The organism is Paenibacillus aurantius (genome assembly GCF_032268605.1).
Classification (GTDB): Bacteria; Bacillota; Bacilli; order Paenibacillales; family NBRC-103111; genus Paenibacillus_AO; species Paenibacillus_AO aurantius.
Map to the genome: position 1 here is coordinate 2,734,286 of NZ_CP130318.1, position 19,453 is coordinate 2,753,738.

The following is a 19,453-nucleotide window of genomic DNA, read 5'->3' on the forward strand; positions in this document are numbered from 1 at the left end:
CAGGATTGGTTAAGGATTGGTGAACCGCAGCATGCAGGTTTTTGAACTGAACTATCCATGCCTGCTCCCCCAGCCGGGGATGCCGGCCGCCCAAGTGATGGCCATCGGCGACTTCGACGGCGTCCACCGGGGGCATCGCGAAGTCATCGGACGTGCCTTGGAGACCGCAAGGAAGCTGGGGATTCCGGCGTCCATTATGACTTTTCATCCTCACCCGAGGGAAATTCTCGGACAGGATAAATACCGCAGCATTCTCACCCCGCTGCCGGAAAAGCTGGAAATCTTCCGGGAGCTCGGGGTGCAGTATGCTTATGTGGTTTCCTTCAACGAACCCTTCTCGAGATTGAGCCCCCAGCAGTTTATTTCCGATATTCTGCTTGGGATCGGCCTGGAGTCGGTAATCGTCGGGTTTGATTTCTCTTTTGGCTATCAAGGCCGGGGGACGCCCGACACCCTCGCCCAAGAGGGCCATGGGCAATTTGCCGTTGAGATTGTGCGCCCCTATCAGATGGATGATCATAAAGTCAGCAGCACTTATATCCGGGAGAGTCTTCAGGAAGGCAAGGTGGACCAAGCCGCCCGTCTGCTCGGACGTCCGTACTCCATCCAGGGGACGGTCGTTCACGGGGAGGCCCGGGGACGGACCATCGGTTTTCCGACCGCGAACCTGGAGACGGACTGGCGTTACGTTCTGCCGGCCAACGGGGTGTACGCCATTAAAGCCTATGTCCGCGGACAAGCCTATAAAGGCGTCATGAATATAGGGGTGAAGCCGACCTTTGCCACCGGTGAGCTTACTCCGTCGCTTGAAGCACATTTGTTCGATTTCCAGGAATCCATCTATGGGGAAATGGTCCGGGTGGAGTTTATCCGTCACCTGCGCCCTGAAATCAAGTTCGGTTCGGTGAACGAATTGGTGGAGCAGATTCATAGGGATGCCGCACAGGCACGAGAGCTTCTGCAGGACTTTTGAAGAAACATTTACTTTCCTTCCACGGATGTGGTATACTGACTATCGGCAACAAAGAACCACGACATGGAGATTCGCCTCACCAGCGGTTTCTGGGTTGTTGGGGATCCAACACGTAAAGGAGGTGAACAGGATGGCACTTACCCAAGAGCGTAAGCAGCAGTTGATTTCGGAGCACAAGGTCCACGAAACGGATACCGGGTCCCCCGAAGTTCAAGTGGCTATCCTAACGGAAAACATCGTTAACCTTACCCAGCATTTGCGCGAGCACAAGAAAGATCATCATTCCCGCCGCGGATTGCTTAAGATGGTAGGACAACGCCGTAAATTGCTGACATACCTGAAGAACAACGATGTCAGACGTTACAGCGCACTGATCGAAAAACTCGGCCTTCGCCGATAAGCCGAATTCAAAGGGAAAAGCAACCGTTGATCCGACGTGCCGGTTATGCGCACGGACGGCAGGGTTGCTTTTTCTCATAGATTCCGGGTTTATATAAGGAAAGAAGAAGGAAATAATGACTTCTATGCCGAAGGATAGGTAGGATGATTCCAGACCAGGAGGGTGTTATGGAGAAAAAGATACAGATAGATTTGGGCGGGCGCCCGCTCGTTTTGGAAACGGGGCGTCTTGCCAAGCAGGCCAATGCGGCCGTCATGGTGCGATATGGAGACACGGCTGTTCTTTGTACAGTAACCGCCTCCACGGAGCCGAAGGACCTCGATTTCTTTCCGCTGACGGTGAATTATGAAGAGCGTCTGTATGCCGTCGGGAAAATTCCCGGAGGCTATGTGAAAAGGGAAGGCCGTCCGACCCAGAAAGCCATTCTGGCAAGCCGGTTGACCGACCGTCCGATCCGCCCTCTGTTCCCGGAAGGATTCCGGAATGATGTGCAGATCGTCAATATCGTCATGAGCGTAGAGCAGGATTGCTCGCCGGAAATTGCCGCGATGATCGGAACCTCTGCGGCGCTCAGCATCTCCGATGTTCCGTTTAACGGTCCGATCGGCGGTGTGGTGGTGGGCCGCGTGGACGGTCAGTTCGTGATCAATCCGACGGTCGAGCAGGCCGACAAGAGCGAGCTTTATCTCGTCGTGTCCGGAACGAAGGATGCCATCATGATGGTTGAGGCGGAAGCCCACGAGGTTCCCGAAGAAATTATGCTGGAAGCCATTATGTTCGGCCATGAAGAAATCAAGAAGATTGTAGCCGCTATTGAGGAGCTTACCGCAGAAGTCGGAAAGACGAAGATGGCAGTGAAGCTCCATACGGTCGACGAAGAAGTGAACCGGCTGGTGCGCCAGTATGCTAAAGACCGGCTGGTTCAAGCCGTGAGCATCGGCGAGAAGCACGCCCGTCAAGATGCTATCGATCTGATCAATGACGACACCATCACCCATTTCAACGAAGTCTATGTGGACGAACCGGACAAGCTTGGCGATGTCAAGGAAGTCTTGTACGATATCGTGAAGGAAGAAGTCCGCCGCCTGATCACGCATGACAAAATCCGTCCGGACGGCCGGGCCTTGGACGAAATCCGTCCGATCGAATGCGATACGGGCATTCTGCCGCGCACGCATGGAACGGGGCTGTTCACCCGGGGTCAGACGCAAGCCTTGAGCGTATGTACCCTTGGAGCCTTGGGAGATGTTCAGATTCTCGACGGCTTGGACCTGGAAGAAACCAAGCGGTTTATGCATCACTACAACTTCCCTCCGTTCAGCGTAGGGGAAGCCCGTCCGCTTCGGGCACCGGGCCGCCGCGAAATCGGTCACGGAGCACTAGGGGAACGCGCTCTGCAGATGGTACTGCCTCCCGAAAGCGAGTTCCCGTATACCATCCGTGTCGTTTCGGAAGTGCTGGAATCGAACGGCTCGACCTCCCAAGCGAGTATCTGTGCCGGTACGATGGCCTTGATGGATGCTGGAGTTCCCATTAAAGCTCCGGTGGCTGGCGTAGCCATGGGTCTGATTAAGGACGGCGAGCATGTTTCCATTCTGACGGACATTCAAGGAATGGAAGACCATCTCGGCGATATGGACTTTAAGGTGGCCGGAACGGCCAAAGGCGTGACAGCCATTCAGATGGACATCAAGATCGAAGGGATCGACCGGGCGATTTTGTCCGAAGCCCTTACACAGGCGAAAGAAGGCCGCATGTTCATCCTGAACAAAATGGTCGCTCACATCAGCGAGCCGAAGAAAGAACTGTCTCCTTACGCTCCCAAAATTACGATCATGCAGATTCATCCGGATAAGATCCGCGATGTTATCGGAGCCGGCGGAAAGATCATCAACAAGATCATTGAAGAAACCGGCGTAAAGATCGACATCGAGCAGGATGGAAAGGTGTATATCGCTTCTTCCAACCAGGCGATGAACGACAGAGCCAAGGAAATCATCGAAGGCATCGTCCGCGAAGTAGTCGTCGGGGAAGTTTACCTGGGGACGGTCAAGCGGGTGGAGAAATTCGGTGCTTTTGTTGAAGTGCTTCCAGGCAAGGAAGGCCTCGTTCACATTTCCCAGCTTTCGACCGAGCGGGTAGCAAAGGTGGAAGATGTGGTCAAGATCGGAGACAAGATCACCGTTAAGGTAACCGAGATCGATCAGCAGGGAAGGGTTAACCTGTCCCGCAAGGCTACATTGACCGCGGCTCCTCAAGCCCAGCCTCAGCAATAAAGCCGCCTTTTTCCGAATGGACGGCATTCCGCCGGATCCGCACCGGGAGAAAGTTGTTGCATCCAACAAAATACGTTAGAATAAAGAGCCAGAGCCCTTCTGTCTCTTTTTTCTTATGAAGCGGTAATCGGTTACTTCTCCCTCGCGTCTAAACTTGTCCAGGCCGGCATACCTTTATATCAAGCGGCTTGTCATGCAAGCCCCCTTTGAGTAAAGGAGACTGGACATGCAGCATAAATATATCGGCCTGGGTGCCCTGGTGGTGGCACTTCTCCTGTGGGGACTGGGGCCAGTCACGGGCATTGACCGTTATATCGAGACCATCCGGCATCCGTCCAGCCGGCCGGCCGATCCATGGAAGCAACTGGCCGCGTGGAAGACGGCCGTCCAGGGGGAAGGGCTGACGGAAGAAGAGTGGAAGGCCAGGATTGAGAAGGAAGCTCCGGCCCAGCGGATTGCTCCGATTAATGCCAAGGTCGATCGGATATGGAAGGCCATTCCCGGCTACAACGGGCGGGAAGTGGACAAGGAGCGCACGTTGGCCCTGACCCGGGATCTGCCGAAAGGAAGTCCGCTTCCTTTTGTTTACCGGGAGATCAAGCCGGAGGTCGGGCTGGAGGATTTGGGGCCGCAGCCGATCTATAAGGGCAACCCCAACAAGCCGATGATCTCCTTGATGATCAATGTGGCCTGGGGCGATGAATATCTCGTTAAGATGCTCGATACCTTGAAGAAGGAGAATGTTCACGCCACCTTTTTCTTCGACGGTACCTGGCTGAGCAAAAACCTGGAAACAGCCCGCCGAATCGGAGAACAGGGGCACGAGTTATCCAATCATGCCTATACGCATAAGAACATGAGCCAGCTGAGCAGGGCCAAAGCGGTGGAGGAAATCACCCGGACCGAGAAGCTTCTCGAACAGCTTGGCGTACATAATACGTTGTTTGCCCCTCCGTCAGGAGATTTTGATGCGGAAACGGTTAAGGTTGCCCATGAAATGAAGCTGAGGACCGTGCTGTGGACGCTGGATACCGTAGACTGGAAGAAACCCGAACCCTCGGCCGTCGTCAAGCGGATTACCTCCCAGCTGGAACCGGGCTCTCTCATTCTCATGCATCCTACCCACGCCTCGAGTGAGGCTCTTTCCTCCATCATTCAAGCGGCCAAAAGCCGCGGGCTCGTACTCGGTACGGTTAGCGAGCTGCTCTCGCCGGACCGAATCCCGGAGCTGGAGCCGAAAGAGGCACCGAAGAAGTAACCTTGCCGGCAGAAAGACACGGACCGGCAACCCAAATAAGCGAGTCAACTAGTGGGAGGAATCCTAGTGATCAAACACCAGCTTTCTAACGGAGTAAGAGTGGTTCTGGAGAAAATTGCTACGGGCCGTTCGGTTTCGTTCGGAATATGGGTCCGGACCGGATCCCGGAATGAATCCGTCAAGCAGAACGGGATCTCGCATTTTATTGAACATATGCTCTTCAAAGGAACGGACCGGTACTCCGCCAAAGATATTGCGGAAGTCTTCGACGGTATCGGCGGGAACGTGAACGCTTTTACGACAAAGGAATATACCTGTTACTATGCCAAAGTTCTGGATGAGCATCTGCCCATTGCGGTCGACGTTCTATCCGATATGTTCTTCCATTCCCGGTTCGATCAAGGGGAGCTGGAGAAGGAGCGTAACGTCATCCTGGAGGAAATCTCCATGTACGACGATACGCCGGATGATTTGGTTCATGACTTGCTGGCCAAAGCGGCCTACGGAGACCATCCGCTCGGCTACACCATTCTGGGACCGGAAGAGAATCTTCTTGCCATGACGCCGGACGATCTGCGGGCCTACATGGATGAGCACTACGCCATACCGAACACGGTTATCAGCCTGGCCGGGAATTTCGGAGACGACGTCTTAGACCTCATCGAACGGCATTTCGGAGAGTTTCGGACAGCGGGAATCGAACAGTCCAGCTCGAGTCCGGTTTTCCAGAGCGAATTGGAGTACGAATCCAAGCAAACCGAGCAAAATCACATCTGCTTGTCCCTTCCCGGCTGTTCCTTGAAAGACGACCGGCTGTATGCCATGATCTTGCTGAACAATGCTATCGGCGGAGGAATGAGCTCCAGGCTGTTTCAGGAAATCCGGGAGAAGAGAGGGCTGGCGTATTCCGTCTACTCCTATCACTCCGCACATCTTGACAGCGGCTTGTTTACGATCTACACCGGCACGGCTCCGAAGCAGACGGAAGAAGTGCTAAAGGTTTCTATGGAGATCATTGAAGAGATGGTGACCAAGGGCATGACGGAATCGGAGCTCGCCAAAGGCAAAGAGCAGCTGAAGGGAAGCTTAATTCTTAGTCTCGAGAGCACCAGCAGCCGGATGAACCGGATAGGCAAAAATGAGCTCATGCTCGGCCGGCACTATACGCTCGACGAAACCATCGAACGGATCCAGTCGGTGCAGATGGAAGACGTTCGCGCTTTGACCAAGGAGCTGTTCTCCCATCCGTTCGCCCTTGCCATGGTGGGGCAGTCGGATAAAGCGATTCAAGGATTCAGGAGGGATCAGCTTGCGGCACACCGTCCAGATCAAACGACTACCGGGCTGTGAGGATATTCCCCTGCCCTGCAAAATGTCCGAGCTCGCTAGCGGCTTTGATCTTCATGCCGCCGTCGGCGAACCGGTCATTCTGTCACCGGGAGAGAGAGCTTTAGTTCCAACCGGGTTCTGCCTGAGCATGCCGGGAGAACTGGAAGCGCAAATTCGACCGCGTTCGGGAACGGCCTATAAGAATGGAATAACCGCCCTTAATTCTCCGGGAACGATTGATGCCGATTACCGGGGTGAGGTGAAGGTGCTTCTCATCAATCACGGCAGCGAATCGTTCCGCATCAAGCGGGGAGACCGGATGGCCCAGATGGTCTTCCAATACGTCCCGGACATCCGGCTGGAGGAAGTCGAGGATCTGACGGAAACAGCCCGCGGCGCCGGAGGCTTCGGCCATACCGGGCGCTCCTGACTGCATAGCCCCAAAGAAACCCCTGATGAATGGAATCAGGGGTTTTTTGTTGAATTCTTGAGATTGCTTCCTCCCCGTCATGCCGGCCGGCAGACAGGCCATTTCATTCATGGGGCATCGTGTCACCTATCCCTTGCCCGGTGCATAAACTACCCTATCGAAATTGGCCAAGAAAAGGGTGTTTACCATGCTTACCGGTACCCAGGTAACTTTTATCGGCGGCGATGCGAGGCAGCTCGAGGTCATCCAGAAGCTGAGCGAATTGGATGCATCGGTACAGCTGATCGGCTTTGAGCACGTGCAGTTGTCTTATAATGGGGTTACCAAGACCAGCCTGACCAAGGAAGCCCTGGCGGGAACAGACGCCCTGGTGCTGCCTGCCGTCGGTACGGATGATTCGGGGAAGGTGGAGGCGGTGTTCTCCTCCGAGGAACTGATGCTCACCGAGGAGCTTGTGGAAGCACTCCCGCCGCATGCTAAACTTTTTACGGGAATGGCAAAAGGCTATCTGAAGAAGCTTTGCGCCAAACATTCCCTTAAGCTCTATGAGCTGTTTGACCGCGACGATGTAGCCATCTATAACTCCATTCCGACCGCGGAAGGAGCCATCATGATGGCGATCCAGAACACCGACTTCACGATACACGGCTCGCAAAGCATGGTGCTCGGGATGGGGAGAACCGGGTTTACCTTGGCCCGAACCCTTCAGGGACTGGGCGCTCATGTGAAGATGGGAGTGCGGCGTCCGGAGCATTATGCCCGGGCTTGGGAGATGGGATTCGAGCCTTTCTACACGCAGGAAATAAGCCAGCATGTGGGGAACATTGACTTGATTTTCAATACAATTCCGACTATGATAATCACAGCACAAATTATAGCCAAAATTCCCAACCGTGCCCTGATTATCGACCTCGCTTCCAAGCCCGGCGGAACGGACTTCCGCTTTGCCGAGAAGAGGGGGATCAAAGCCATGCTCGCCCCCGGATTGCCTGGTATCGTCGCTCCCAAAACAGCCGGCCGCATCATTGCGAATACGCTGAGCACATTGCTGATGGAAGACGACCGAAACGGGGGGAACGGAGAATGAGCTGGCAGGGAAAAACGGTAGGGTTTGCTTTAACCGGTTCGCATTGCACGTTTGCGGAGGTTATGCCTCAGATCGAACGGTTCGTTAAGGCGGGAGCGAAGGTCATTCCCATCGCCTCTCACACCTTGATGACGACCGATACGAGATTCGGGACGTCCGAGGAATGGCAGAAGCAGCTTAGGGAGATTACCGGCAACGAGATCATCTCGACCATCGTAGCGGCGGAGCCATTGGGACCGTCGAAGCTGCTGGATGTCATGGTCATAGCTCCGTGCACGGGAAATACCACCAGCAAGCTGGCTAACGCCATGACCGAAAGTCCGGTTCTTATGGCTGCCAAAGCCCAGATGCGCAACCAGAGGCCGCTCGTCCTGGCCATATCGACCAATGACGGCCTGGGCTTTAATGCGGCCAACATTGCCAAATTGATCGTAGCCAAAAACATTTACTTCGTACCATACGGGCAGGACGCCCCCTTGGTTAAACCGAATTCTCTCGTGGCCCGGATGGATCTGATCATGGAAACGTGTGAAGCTGCTTTACACGGTACCCAGCTCCAGCCTGTTCTGATCGAGAGATTTAATTACTGAAATGACTTATAGCTGCCGCTAGGCGGCGTTGGAAGCCGATTAGGAAGAGACTGGTCAGGAGGGACGGAGATGTCGACTCAGAAGCTGTTCCATATTGCGGTAGTAGGGAGTTCAGGAGCGGTCGGCCGGCAAATCCTTCGGCTGCTCGAAGAGCGGAATTTTCCGGTCGGCGATCTTAAGCTGCTTGCATCCAAGCGTTCGGCCGGCACCAAGGTTCCCTTCAAGGGACGGGAAATAACCGTCGAAGAAGCGGGACCGGGCAGCTTCGAGGGAGTCGATATCGCCTTCTTCAGTGCAGGGGGAGATGTCAGCCGAGAGCTCGTTCCCCATGCGGTGGAGAGCGGTGCCGTTTGCATTGACAACACCAACGCTTTCCGTATGGACCCGGAAGTTCCGCTGATCGTTCCGGAGGTTAACCTGGACCGGCTCAACGAGCACAAAGGGATTATTGCGAATCCCAACTGCTCGACCATTCAGATGGTAGCGGCCCTGAAACCTCTGTATGACCGGTTCGGCATCTCGCGTATCATTGTTTCGACGTATCAGGCGGTGTCAGGGGCTGGCAGCCGGGCGGTCGACGAGCTTGTAAGGCAATCCCGCCGGTTTCTGGACGGCGAGGAAGATAAGCCGGAGCTGCTGCCGGTTGCCTCTCTCCCGGTGAAGCATCGGATCGCGTTTAATGCCATTCCTCAAATCGACAAGTTTCACGATAACGGCTTTACCAACGAAGAAATGAAGATGATCCAGGAAACCAAGAAGATTTTGGGAGAGGAAGGACTGGACGTTACCGCCACCTGTGTCCGCATCCCGGTTTTATACGGGCATTCCGAATCGGTGTATGTGGAGCTTAAGGAAGAGTACGACCTGGAGGAAGTGAAGAGTCTTCTCGCCAGCGCTCCGGGGATCGTCCTGCAGGACAACCCGGCGGAACAACAGTATCCGCTAGCTTCTAACGCAGCCGGCCGGCTGGAAACGTACGTGGGGCGGGTGAGACGGGACTTAAGCAACCCGAAGGCCTTGAATCTTTGGATCGTTTCCGATAACCTTCTCAAGGGTGCGGCTTGGAACGCCGTTCAAATCGGCGAATACATCGCCATCGAACAGTAACATCAGGCACAGCTTAGAACAGGGGGAGAATATGCGAATTCTCGTTCAGAAATTCGGAGGCACTTCCCTTTCCACCGTTGAAGCCAGAAATCATGTCATTCGTCATATTAAACAAGCGATAGACCGGCAGTATAAGCTGGTCGTCGTCGTATCAGCGATGGGAAGAAAAGGCGAGCCCTACGCAACGGACACTCTCTTGGATTGGGTGGAACGTAACGGCAATCGTCTTCCCGACCGGGAAAAAGACATGCTGCTGTACTGCGGAGAGATGATCTCCGCCGTTACCTTGTGCAGCTTGCTGCAAGCGGAATCCATTCCGGCTTCGGTGCTAAACGGCGCCCAAGCGGGTATCATTACCAATGACCATTGGGGCAACGCCCGCATTCAATCGGTGCAGCCTGCCCGCATATACGACTTGCTTGACAAGGGACAGGTCGTCATTGTCACGGGGTTTCAGGGAAGAACGGATTCCTGGGATTTTACCACGTTGGGACGCGGGGGAAGCGATACAACGGCGACGGCGCTCGGTGCCGCTCTGAAAGCGGAGATTGTGGATATTTTTACGGATGTCAACGGCATTCTGACGGCGGACCCCAAGCTTGTCCACGACGCCCGCCCCTTGGAAAGGGTTACCTTCACAGAGATATGCAACATGGCGTATAATGGCGCTAAAGTGATTCATCCCAGGGCGGTTGAACTTGCCATGCAGGCCAACATCCCTATACGGGTCCGTTCCACCTTCGATACGGGAGAAGGGACGCTCGTCACCTCGGCGGAAGCTGGAAGTCCCGTCACCGACCGTTTCGTTACGGGAATCGCCCATGTGTCGGGTGTCACCCAGATTCAAGTGGACCAGACCGAAGGGGAATACGATCTCCAGCTTAAAGTGTTTAAAGCCATGGCCCATGAGAGGATCAGCGTCGATTTTATTAATGTTAATCCATCGGGAATGGTCTACACGGTAGCGGATTCCGAAAGGGAGCGAGCCGAAGCCGCTATACGATCCCTTGGTTGTACAGCCAGGACCGTCCCCGGATGTGCGAAGGTTTCGGTCATCGGCGGAGGAATTAACGGCGTTCCGGGAATCATGGCCCGAATAGTAGAAGCTCTGACGGGCGAAGGAATATCCATTCTTCAGTCGGCAGATTCGAATACAACGATTTGGGTGCTGGTGGAAGGAAAGAACCTGGTTCAAGCGGTTCAGGTTCTTCATAAGCAATTCCAGCTGCACGTTTAACCAACAGTAGGAGGAATGGTTGTGGATTTCGGTAGATTAATAACGGCAATGGTGACTCCCTTGGATGACAATCTTCAAATCCATTGGTCGCAATTGGAGGTGCTTGTCGATTACCTAATCGAGGAGCAGCAAAGCGAGACTTTAATTGTAAGCGGAACAACGGGTGAATCCCCCACCCTAACCGATGGAGAGAAGCTTCAGCTGTTCCGCAAGGTGGTAGAGCTGGCTGCGGGCCGTTGCAAGGTTATAGCGGGCACAGGAAGCTATGACACGGCCCACAGCATCCATCTGACCAAGCTCGCCGAGGAGACAGGCGTAGACGGGATTCTTCTGGTGGCGCCTTATTACAACAAACCGTCCCAAGAGGGACTTTATCAGCATTTCAAAGCGGTTGCGGAGGCTACAGCCCTTCCCGTTATGCTTTATAATGTACCGGGCCGAAGCGTAGCTAACATCCTGCCGGATACTATGCTTCGCCTCGCCCAAATTCCTAATGTTGTGGCGACCAAAGAAGCTCACGGCGATTTGGATCACATTACGCTGCTCCTTGCCAAGGCACCGGAGGGCTTTGTGGTTTACTGCGGAGACGATTCCTTGACCCTTCCTTACCTGTCTGTCGGCGCCAAGGGGATTGTCAGTGTGGCTAGTCATGTTATCGGCAAAGAAATGAAAGAGATGATTTCTCAGTACCTGTCCGGCCAAGTAGAGCAGGCAGCCAAAACGCATCAGAAGCTGTTCCCGGTGTTCAAGGGTCTGTTCCATTGCCCTCATCCGGTTCCCAGTCCGGTGCCGGTTAAATATGCCTTGAAGCTAAAAGGGGTAGACGTGGGCGGGGTAAGGCTGCCGCTGGTCAACCCAACCGAGCAGGAAGCTCAATTCATCAAGGCTTTGTTCGAGTGAACAGATATCGGTGCCGCCAGGCATCGGTTTTCGTTTTTTGGAGAGAATATAGGGTAAATGCGGCAAACTTGTAATAGAGGTTTTCGATCATGTATAATGATGGCAAGTGACTGGTGCGGTTTCTAATTCTGGTTGGCATTATATAAATCGTCGTTAATTTCAATAAGGAGGTTACGTTTTGTCTAAGAAAAGTAATGATAAATTGGTGGTCTTCGCTCTAGGCGGCGTGGGCGAGATCGGAAAAAATATGTATGTTATTCAATATGCCAACGATATAGTTGTGGTGGATTCGGGATTGAAGTTTCCGGAAGAGGACATGCTCGGTGTCGACATTGTCATCCCTGACATTTCTTATTTGACGGAGAATCGCGATAAAGTGCGGGGGATTTTGGTGACGCACGGCCACGAGGATCATATCGGAGGATTGCCTTACGTCCTGAGGCAGCTGAACGTTCCGGTGTACGGGACGAAGCTTACGCTCGGGCTGATCGAAAGCAAGCTGAAGGAAGCCAACCTGCTTGGCGATACGAAACGTATTCTCATTAACGCGGATTCGGTGCTGGATCTGGGAACCATCAAAGCGACTTTCTTCAAAACCAATCACAGTATTCCGGATTCGGTAGGGGTCGCTTTGGAAACCCCGGAAGGGACGGTTGTTCATACGGGGGACTTCAAGTTCGATCAAACCCCGGTTAATGATCAATATGCCGACCTTCACCGGATGGCGGAGATTGGGAGCAAAGGCGTTCTCATGCTGCTGTCGGATAGTACCAACGCGGAGCGTCCGGGCTTTACCGGCTCGGAGAAGAGTGTAGGAGTAGAGCTCGAGGATGTCTTCCGCAAAGCCAAGCAGCGCGTTGTGGTGGCTACGTTCGCCTCCAACATTCACCGTATTCAGCAGGTCATCGACGCGGCGGAAGCGACCCGGAGAAAAGTAACGGTAATCGGACGAAGCATGGTCAATGTCGTCTCGATCGCCTCGGAACTGGGGTATTTGAGAATTCCGGACGGCATGCTGATTGAGCCGGAGGAAGTCAACCGCATGGCGGCTGACCGGGTTGTCATCCTCTCTACGGGTAGCCAGGGTGAGCCTATGTCGGCGCTTACGCGGATGGCCCGTTCGACCCATCGCAAGGTGGATATTCTTCCGGGTGATACCGTTATCATCGCGGCAACCCCAATCCCCGGCAATGAAAAATATGTAGGCCGGACGGTAGACGAGTTGTTCCGTCTAGGTGCTCATGTTATTTACGGGCCAGGCTCGGTTTCCGGCGTCCACGTTTCGGGACACGGCAGCCAGGAGGAATTGAAGCTGATGTTGAACCTGATGAGGCCTAAGTATTTCGTGCCGATTCATGGCGAATACCGGATGCTTCGCCAGCATGGCGTGTTGGCCGAATCCGTAGGGGTGGAGAAGGAGAACATCTTCATCATCGACAACGGGGATACGGTTGAAGTTCAGAACGGGACGGCTCGCAAAGGCTCCAAGGTTCAAGCCGGCAATATCCTGATCGATGGCTTAGGCGTCGGCGACGTAGGAAACATCGTTCTTCGTGACCGTAAGCTCCTTTCGCAGGATGGAATCCTGGTCGTGGTGGTTACGCTGAGCAAGCAGGAAGGCAATATTCTGTCCGGACCGGACATCATTTCCCGTGGATTCGTATATGTGAGAGAATCCGAAGGTCTGCTGGATGAAGCGAACCGGATTGTTACCAGCACCTTGAACCGGTTGATGAACGAGAATGTAAACGAGTGGGCGTCGCTCAAAACCCATGTAAAAGACGCACTCGGACGATTTTTATATGAGCAAACCAGAAGAAGACCAATGATTCTTCCTATCATTATGGAAGTGTAAATCCAGCATTAGTCACTTGAAACCGACTAGCCCAGTCCTCCCTAACCGGGAGGGCTTTTTCACGTTTCAAGGGATAAAGCCGAAGGGGGAAACCCATACTAGGAAGAGTTGGCAGTATAATCCTTGGAGGCGAAAACCATGACCTATTATTATCTGGAATCCAATCAGCAGCCCCCTCAACCCCCTTACCAGCCTATGCCCATGCAGCCGGGAGAAGACCAGAAGAAGAATGCGGTGCTCGAGAACATTCAACAACTGGGGCAGATGAACACCCCGCCGGCGGAATCGAACATCTTCTGTCTGTCGATCATAGGTCAAGTGGAAGGGCATATGGTGATGCCCCCGCAGAACAAAACGACCAAATATGAGCACCTCATTCCCCAGCTGGTAGCAGCCGAGCAGAACCAGAAGATCGAGGGCGTGCTGATTGTCCTCAATACGGTCGGGGGAGACGTGGAAGCGGGACTGGCGATAGCCGAGATGATCGCTTCGTTGTCGAAGCCTACCGTTGCCCTGGTGTTAGGAGGAGGTCATAGCATCGGAGTGCCGATTGCGGTTTCGGCCGACTTCTCGATCATAGCGGAAACGGCCACCATGACGATTCACCCGATTCGACTAACCGGTTTGGTTATCGGAGTTCCGCAGACGTTCGAATATTTGGATAAGATGCAGGACAGGGTGATTCGGTTCATCACGAGTCATTCCCGCATTCCGGAAGAGAAAGTCAAGGAGCTGATGTTCAAAACCGGGGAGTTAACCCGGGACATCGGGACGAACGTGGTGGGAACGGATGCGGTAAGGTTCGGGCTGATCGATGCCATTGGCGGCGTCGGCGATGCCATCCGGGAGCTGAACCGGAGAATTGCGGAAAGAAGAGGGCAGGCCGGGGAGGCCATGATCCAATGACGATCTACTCCATTATTCCGGAAACCGTTATTTTTGAGAACAGTGAGAATACAGATTACCGCTCTACGCTGATCAAGCATGACGGCATCGAGATGGAGGTCCGGTTCATCAACCAGACCCAGGCAAGAATCGAAAGAATTTACAGCGGCAACCCGAATGATTACCTGCGGGCCGAATACACGCCGGGAAGCCTGCTGAATTTTGCACCCGGAACGACCTCCAGCCGCAGCTGACCGATATGCCGACAGAGGCGGAAAATATGCTATAATAGCATATCGGAGGTGAAAATAGTGGCAAAGGGCCGAAAGAAAAAGAAAAAATCCGTCCAGACAACATTGAAGTTCGAGCTTCTTGGCATTGCCATGCTCCTATTTTCGGCTATTGCCCTGTTCCGCACCGGGTCGGTCGGGAGATCCTTGACCATTCTCTTCCGATTCACGGTAGGGGTATTGGACTGGATCATTCCCTTGGTGTTTATATATCTGGCTTTCTTCGTGATGATCAACCGGGCGTGGCCCCGGTCCTGGACGCCGAAAAAATCCGGAATTCTGCTCGCTCTGCTCGGCTGGATTCTCATGAACCAGATGTCTTTCATTCATCAGCTGGTGAGCTCTACGGATGCGATCACCCCCAGTCTGATATGGAATGATACCTGGAAGACACTGAAAGAGGGAATCTCCACTTATCCGTCGCAAGGAGACATCCTCACTAGAGAAATCGGCGGAGGGATCATAGGGGCGTTTCTATATTCCTGCCTGTTTTTTCTGTTCGGGTACGAAGGAACCGTTATCATGGTCGTGGCCCTGTTTGCCGTAGGAGCCATGCTGTTGACCGGTATCTCCTTTGTGGATGTCGGAATGAAGCTGCGCACCTCTCTCCAAACCTTACGTAAAGGCCTCTCCAACCGGATGTCCGAATGGGCCAAATCCAGAAGAGCCCAAGCCGCTGCTCCTAAAAAGAGCAAGAAAGCACCGGTATATTTGGACGAAGTCGATGAAGCGGACGAAGAGGAAGTAGGGGGACCGGAGCCGGAAGCCGTCCGGAAACCGATATTCTTCCCGCGTCTTCCCTCGGCCAAGAAGAAGGAAGCCATTCCCTCCGAGCCTGCCGTAGAGGAAACCGTTTATGTGAACGAGTCGGCTGCTCCCATACCTTACATAAGGGATTTTCAAGATCACATCGAGCCGCCGGTCGAGGATCCGGCTGTTCTATCCGCTCCACCCGTCTCTTCTTCCGTACCGGAAAACAAAGGGGCGGAAAGTTCGGAGGACTTCCCTGAGCTGGGCTTAGCGGCGGACAAAGAAAAGCCGCCTTCCAAGCCTTATCAGCTCCCCGGCTTTCAGCTTCTTTCCCGGCCGGCCGGTGCGGGGAAGGGCGGGGAGATGAACGATTACAAGGCGAACGCACGAAAGCTGGAGGCTACCTTGGAAAGCTTCGGCGTGCGGGCGAAGGTACTCGAAGTCGTCCGCGGTCCGTCGGTAACACGCTATGAGATCCAGCCGGATGTCGGAGTCAAGGTCAGCCGAATCGTCAGCCTTACGGATGACATCGCCTTGGCGTTAGCGGCCAAGGATATCCGGATGGAAGCTCCGATCCCGGGGAAATCCGCCATTGGGATTGAAGTGCCTAACACGGAGGTTTCCATCGTTACCTTACGAGAGGTTATGGAAAGCGGAGTGTTCCAGGATGCCGCCTCCAAGCTGTCCATTACGCTCGGCCGGGATATTTCCGGACAGCCGATCGTAGGCAACCTGGCCAAGATGCCCCATCTTCTTGTGGCAGGAGCAACCGGTTCAGGGAAATCCGTTTGTATCAACGGGATCATCACGAGCATTCTGTTTAAAGCGAAACCGGACGAGGTCAAGTTTCTTATGATCGACCCCAAGATGGTAGAGTTGAATGTTTACAACGGCATTCCGCACCTTCTCGCTCCTGTGGTGACAGACCCCCGAAGGGCTTCCCTTGCCCTGAAGAAGATTGTAGTCGAGATGGAGAAGAGGTACGAGCTGTTCTCGAAGAGCGGCACGCGCAACATCGAAGGCTACAACGCCATGCTCACCGACAAGAACAACCCGAATCCGGGAGAGCCGCTTCCGCTTATCGTGGTTATCGTGGATGAGCTCGCGGACCTGATGATGGTGGCAGCCAACGACGTTGAGGACGCGATCTGCCGTCTCGCCCAAATGGCCCGTGCCGCGGGCATTCACTTGATCATCGCCACCCAGCGTCCATCGGTAGATGTTATTACCGGCGTGATCAAGGCCAATATCCCTTCCCGGATCGCCTTTGGCGTTTCCTCTCAGGTAGACTCCCGGACCATCCTGGATATGGCGGGAGCGGAGAAGCTCCTGGGCCGCGGAGACATGCTTTTCCTGCCGGTAGGCGCCTCCAAGCCGGTTCGCGTGCAAGGCGCTTTCTTGTCCGACCAGGAGGTAGAGGCCGTGGTCAGCTTTGTCAGCAACCAGGAGAAGGCGAACTACCAGGAAGACCTCGTTCCTCAAGTGGAAGACATACCGGAAGCGGAGGACACGTTCGAGGACGAGCTGTACGACCAGGCGGTCCAGATCGTGCTGGAAGCCAAGCAGGCGTCGGTGTCCCTCCTTCAACGAAGAATGAGGGTAGGCTACACGAGAGCGGCGCGCCTCATCGACACGATGGAAGCCAAAGGAGTAGTCGGCCCCTATGAGGGAAGCAAGCCGCGCGAAGTGCTCCTTACGCTCGATCAATTCCAGCAGAACCGAATAAGCTCCTAAAATGCCGGGCCTTGGGCCCGGTTTTTTTATGGGCGGGTGCATGGTGGAAGAACTCCGGCTAACTCCCCCGCCAGCCGTGGAATCCGATTAGGTTTCCTCTACCGGTATAGAAGCCCAGCCTCTTTCAAATAATAACCTCAGGTTGTTTCACACCATGATAAGGAAAGGCTGGAGGGAAGAATGAACAAACGCCTGATTTATGTCACAATCGGTATCCTGCTCGTTATCTTTGCGGCTGTCCAGGTTAAGCAGATGGGTAAGACCAAGTCCGATCAAGAGGTGTTTAGCAAAACCGACATCCGTTACGGAGCGGAGGGCGGCGATGTGTACGAGCTTCAAGGGAGATTGAAATACCTCGGCTTCTTCACCGGCAAGATTGACGGGGATTACGGCTACCGGACCTTGAAATCCGTCAAATGGTTCCAAAGCGAGTTCGGGCTGAAGGTGGACGGAATCGTCGGGTCCAAAACAAAGCTGAAGCTTTGGCAGGCGACCAAAAGCTGGAAGCCGACGGCCGAAACAAGCGGTGCTGGCGGCGGAAAAGCGGCGGCGGCCACCAAGAAACCGGCCATTCCCGCCTCGTCCAGACGCGGACTTTCGGACAATGATCTCAAAATTATGGCGAACGCCGTTTATGGGGAGTCGAGGGGGGAACCATACATCGGTCAAGTGGCGGTAGCCGCCGTTATCCTTAACCGTGTGGATGATCCGAATTTCCCCAATAGCATATCGGGCGTAATCTTTCAGCCTGGGGCGTTCACCGCGGTAGCGGACGGCCAAATCTGGCTTACCCCTAACGAAAGAGCCAAGCAGGCGGTACAGGATGCGTTGAACGGCATGGATCCGACAGGAGGCTGCACGTACTATTTCAACCCGGTCACCGCGACGTCGAAGTGGATTTGGAGCCGCCAGCAGATCAAGACGATCGGAAAGCATATTTTCTGCAAATAAACGGGAAGAAGTAACCGCTCCGGTTGCTTCTTCTCTTTCTGTAGGAATATAATGGAGGGGCGTAACCGTGCCGGAAAAGGGCACACTCAAGCTGAATCAGAAGGGAGCCGTCCGGATTGAACAACCACCGATTTGTTCGCAGCCAGATTGGCAACATCAGGCTGCATGTTTTACCGACCGACCGGTTTAAAACCTACGCCATCTCGTTATACATCGGCACTCCGCTCGCGGAAGAATGGGTAACTCCGGTAGCGTTGACTCCTTTTGTGCTGCGCCGCGGAACCGAGCGGCTTCCGGAGACGAAGCAGTTCCGGGAGAAGCTGGATGATCTGTACGGAGCCGGCTTTGGCTTTGACATATACAAGCGCGGCGATTATCAGCTGGTTCAGTTCCGTATGGACATCATTCAGGATGATTTTGTCAAGGAGTCGAATTCGCTCCTTAAGCAGGCCCTTCAATTTCTCGGGGAAGCCGTCATGCGCCCTGCCAAAGAAGGGGACGCCTTCGTCAGCAAATACGTGGATGCCGAGAAACGCACCCTGCAGAAGAAAATCGAATCCATCATTAACGATAAAATCCGTTATGCCGCCGAACGCTGCATAGAGGAAATGTGCAAGAACGAGCCGTACCGGCTTCATCCGCTCGGAAAGCTCGACGCCATTCAAGCCATTACACCCGAGTCCCTTTACACCCATTACCGGGAATGGTTGAGCCGCTCTCCGATTGATCTGTACGTCGTGGGCAATACCACGGAGGAGGAAGTCCGGTCCATCGTTCAGGAAACCTTCCATCCGGGTAACGGGGCAAGGGAAGAATATGTGTCCCGCAGCCAGCCTTCCGCCCCCCGCGAGGTCAACACAGTGGTGGAGAAGCTGGACGTTGGCCAAGGTAAGCTCAACATGGGGCTAAGAACCTCGATTACCTATGCGGATGAGGATTATGCCCCCGCATTGGTCTATAACGGCATTCTGGGCGGATACCCGCATTCCAAGCTCTTTGTTAACGTGAGGGAGAAGGAAAGCCTGGCCTATTACGCTTCTTCCCGTCTGGACGGCCACAAAGGGATCCTGACCATTCAATCGGGCATCGAGATCGCCAATTATGAGAAAGCCGTGGAGATTATCAAACGGCAGCTGGATGCCATGGGCAAAGGAGAAATCAGTGAGCTTGAGCTTAACCAGACGAGGGCGATGATCTACAACCATCTCCGGGAAATCCAGGATTCCGCTTACGAGATGATCTCCTTTGACTTCAACAGTGTATTATCCGGAAAGGAAAGAACCGTTGAAGAATTAATCGATGCCGTCGGCCGGGTTACACCGGAAGCCATTCAGGAAGTGGCCCGCAAGGTACAGCTGGACACCATTTACTTCCTGAGAGACCGGAAGGAGGGGTAACGAT

General features: G+C 54.1%; 17 protein-coding genes. All 17 read left to right on the forward strand.

Annotated features, from left to right (window positions below):
• The first annotated feature begins 31 nt into the window (after positions 1–31).
• A complete protein-coding gene (locus MJA45_RS12395; RefSeq protein WP_407083155.1) occupies positions 32–973 on the forward strand; it encodes a bifunctional riboflavin kinase/FAD synthetase in 942 nt (313 codons plus the stop codon).
• A 130-nt stretch (positions 974–1,103) separates the two neighbouring features.
• Positions 1,104–1,373: a 30S ribosomal protein S15 gene (gene rpsO, locus MJA45_RS12400; RefSeq protein ID WP_315607560.1), complete on the forward strand. Its 270-nt coding sequence runs from the start codon at positions 1,104–1,106 to the stop codon at positions 1,371–1,373.
• Between the two features lie 167 nt (positions 1,374–1,540).
• The gene (gene pnp / locus MJA45_RS12405; protein ID WP_315607561.1) at positions 1,541–3,649 is read left to right on the forward strand and encodes a polyribonucleotide nucleotidyltransferase; all 2,109 of its coding nucleotides are present in this window, start codon (positions 1,541–1,543) and stop codon (positions 3,647–3,649) included.
• Positions 3,650–3,875: 226 nt separating this feature from the next.
• Positions 3,876–4,907: a polysaccharide deacetylase family protein gene (locus tag MJA45_RS12410; protein ID WP_315607562.1), complete on the forward strand. Its 1,032-nt coding sequence runs from the start codon at positions 3,876–3,878 to the stop codon at positions 4,905–4,907.
• 66 nt (positions 4,908–4,973) lie between these two features.
• Positions 4,974–6,257: a M16 family metallopeptidase gene (locus tag MJA45_RS12415; protein WP_315607563.1), complete on the forward strand. Its 1,284-nt coding sequence runs from the start codon at positions 4,974–4,976 to the stop codon at positions 6,255–6,257.
• A complete protein-coding gene (gene dut / locus MJA45_RS12420; protein ID WP_407083156.1) occupies positions 6,211–6,666 on the forward strand; it encodes a dUTP diphosphatase in 456 nt (151 codons plus the stop codon). The genes MJA45_RS12415 and dut overlap by 47 nt, the downstream gene beginning before the upstream one ends.
• A 187-nt stretch (positions 6,667–6,853) precedes the next feature.
• Positions 6,854–7,753 carry a dipicolinate synthase subunit DpsA gene (dpsA, locus tag MJA45_RS12425; protein WP_315607564.1) on the forward strand — a complete coding sequence of 300 codons (900 nt, stop codon included), beginning with the start codon at positions 6,854–6,856 and terminating at the stop codon, positions 7,751–7,753.
• On the forward strand, positions 7,750–8,343 hold the full coding sequence (locus MJA45_RS12430; RefSeq protein ID WP_315607565.1) for a dipicolinate synthase subunit B: 594 nt from the start codon (positions 7,750–7,752) through the stop codon (positions 8,341–8,343). The genes dpsA and MJA45_RS12430 overlap by 4 nt, the downstream gene beginning before the upstream one ends.
• 69 nt (positions 8,344–8,412) lie before the next feature.
• Positions 8,413–9,450, forward strand: a complete 1,038-nt coding sequence (locus tag MJA45_RS12435) for an aspartate-semialdehyde dehydrogenase (RefSeq protein ID WP_315607566.1) — start codon at positions 8,413–8,415, stop codon at positions 9,448–9,450.
• A 31-nt stretch (positions 9,451–9,481) separates the two neighbouring features.
• On the forward strand, positions 9,482–10,687 hold the full coding sequence (gene dapG, locus MJA45_RS12440) for an aspartate kinase (RefSeq protein WP_315607567.1): 1,206 nt from the start codon (positions 9,482–9,484) through the stop codon (positions 10,685–10,687).
• Positions 10,688–10,702: 15 nt separating this feature from the next.
• Positions 10,703–11,587: a 4-hydroxy-tetrahydrodipicolinate synthase gene (dapA, locus tag MJA45_RS12445; RefSeq protein WP_315607568.1), complete on the forward strand. Its 885-nt coding sequence runs from the start codon at positions 10,703–10,705 to the stop codon at positions 11,585–11,587.
• 178 nt (positions 11,588–11,765) lie between these two features.
• Positions 11,766–13,442, forward strand: coding sequence for a ribonuclease J (locus MJA45_RS12450; protein WP_315607569.1), 1,677 nt, complete (start codon positions 11,766–11,768; stop codon positions 13,440–13,442).
• 138 nt (positions 13,443–13,580) lie between these two features.
• Positions 13,581–14,348 carry a ClpP family protease gene (locus MJA45_RS12455; RefSeq protein WP_407083128.1) on the forward strand — a complete coding sequence of 256 codons (768 nt, stop codon included), beginning with the start codon at positions 13,581–13,583 and terminating at the stop codon, positions 14,346–14,348.
• Positions 14,345–14,581, forward strand: a complete 237-nt coding sequence (locus MJA45_RS12460) for a YlzJ-like family protein (protein ID WP_315607570.1) — start codon at positions 14,345–14,347, stop codon at positions 14,579–14,581. Before MJA45_RS12455 ends, MJA45_RS12460 begins: the two co-directional genes overlap by 4 nt.
• Positions 14,582–14,638: 57 nt before the next feature.
• Positions 14,639–17,101, forward strand: a complete 2,463-nt coding sequence (locus tag MJA45_RS12465; protein ID WP_315607571.1) for an FtsK/SpoIIIE family DNA translocase — start codon at positions 14,639–14,641, stop codon at positions 17,099–17,101.
• 180 nt (positions 17,102–17,281) lie between these two features.
• Positions 17,282–18,052 (forward strand): spore cortex-lytic enzyme, encoded by a 771-nt coding sequence (gene sleB, locus MJA45_RS12470; protein WP_315607572.1) that lies wholly within the window; start codon positions 17,282–17,284, stop codon positions 18,050–18,052.
• Between the two features lie 116 nt (positions 18,053–18,168).
• Positions 18,169–19,449, forward strand: a complete 1,281-nt coding sequence (yfmF, locus tag MJA45_RS12475) for an EF-P 5-aminopentanol modification-associated protein YfmF (RefSeq protein ID WP_315607573.1) — start codon at positions 18,169–18,171, stop codon at positions 19,447–19,449.
• The last annotated feature ends 4 nt before the right edge of the window (positions 19,450–19,453 follow it).

Excerpts from the sequence above, each read along its gene's own strand:
- pnp (WP_315607561.1), top strand. The coding sequence starts at position 1,541 with ATGGAGAAAAAGATACAGATAGATTTGGGCGGGCGCCCGCTCGTTTTG.
- MJA45_RS12430 (WP_315607565.1), top strand. The coding sequence starts at position 7,750 with ATGAGCTGGCAGGGAAAAACGGTAGGGTTTGCTTTAACCGGTTCGCAT.
- dpsA (WP_315607564.1), top strand. The coding sequence starts at position 6,854 with ATGCTTACCGGTACCCAGGTAACTTTTATCGGCGGCGATGCGAGGCAG.
- MJA45_RS12460 (WP_315607570.1), top strand. The coding sequence starts at position 14,345 with ATGACGATCTACTCCATTATTCCGGAAACCGTTATTTTTGAGAACAGT.
- rpsO (WP_315607560.1), top strand. The coding sequence starts at position 1,104 with ATGGCACTTACCCAAGAGCGTAAGCAGCAGTTGATTTCGGAGCACAAG.
- dapA (WP_315607568.1), top strand. The coding sequence starts at position 10,703 with ATGGTTGTGGATTTCGGTAGATTAATAACGGCAATGGTGACTCCCTTG.
- sleB (WP_315607572.1), top strand. The coding sequence starts at position 17,282 with ATGAACAAACGCCTGATTTATGTCACAATCGGTATCCTGCTCGTTATC.
- dapG (WP_315607567.1), top strand. The coding sequence starts at position 9,482 with ATGCGAATTCTCGTTCAGAAATTCGGAGGCACTTCCCTTTCCACCGTT.
- MJA45_RS12410 (WP_315607562.1), top strand. The coding sequence starts at position 3,876 with ATGCAGCATAAATATATCGGCCTGGGTGCCCTGGTGGTGGCACTTCTC.
- MJA45_RS12395 (WP_407083155.1), top strand. The coding sequence starts at position 32 with ATGCAGGTTTTTGAACTGAACTATCCATGCCTGCTCCCCCAGCCGGGG.
- MJA45_RS12455 (WP_407083128.1), top strand. The coding sequence starts at position 13,581 with ATGACCTATTATTATCTGGAATCCAATCAGCAGCCCCCTCAACCCCCT.
- MJA45_RS12435 (WP_315607566.1), top strand. The coding sequence starts at position 8,413 with ATGTCGACTCAGAAGCTGTTCCATATTGCGGTAGTAGGGAGTTCAGGA.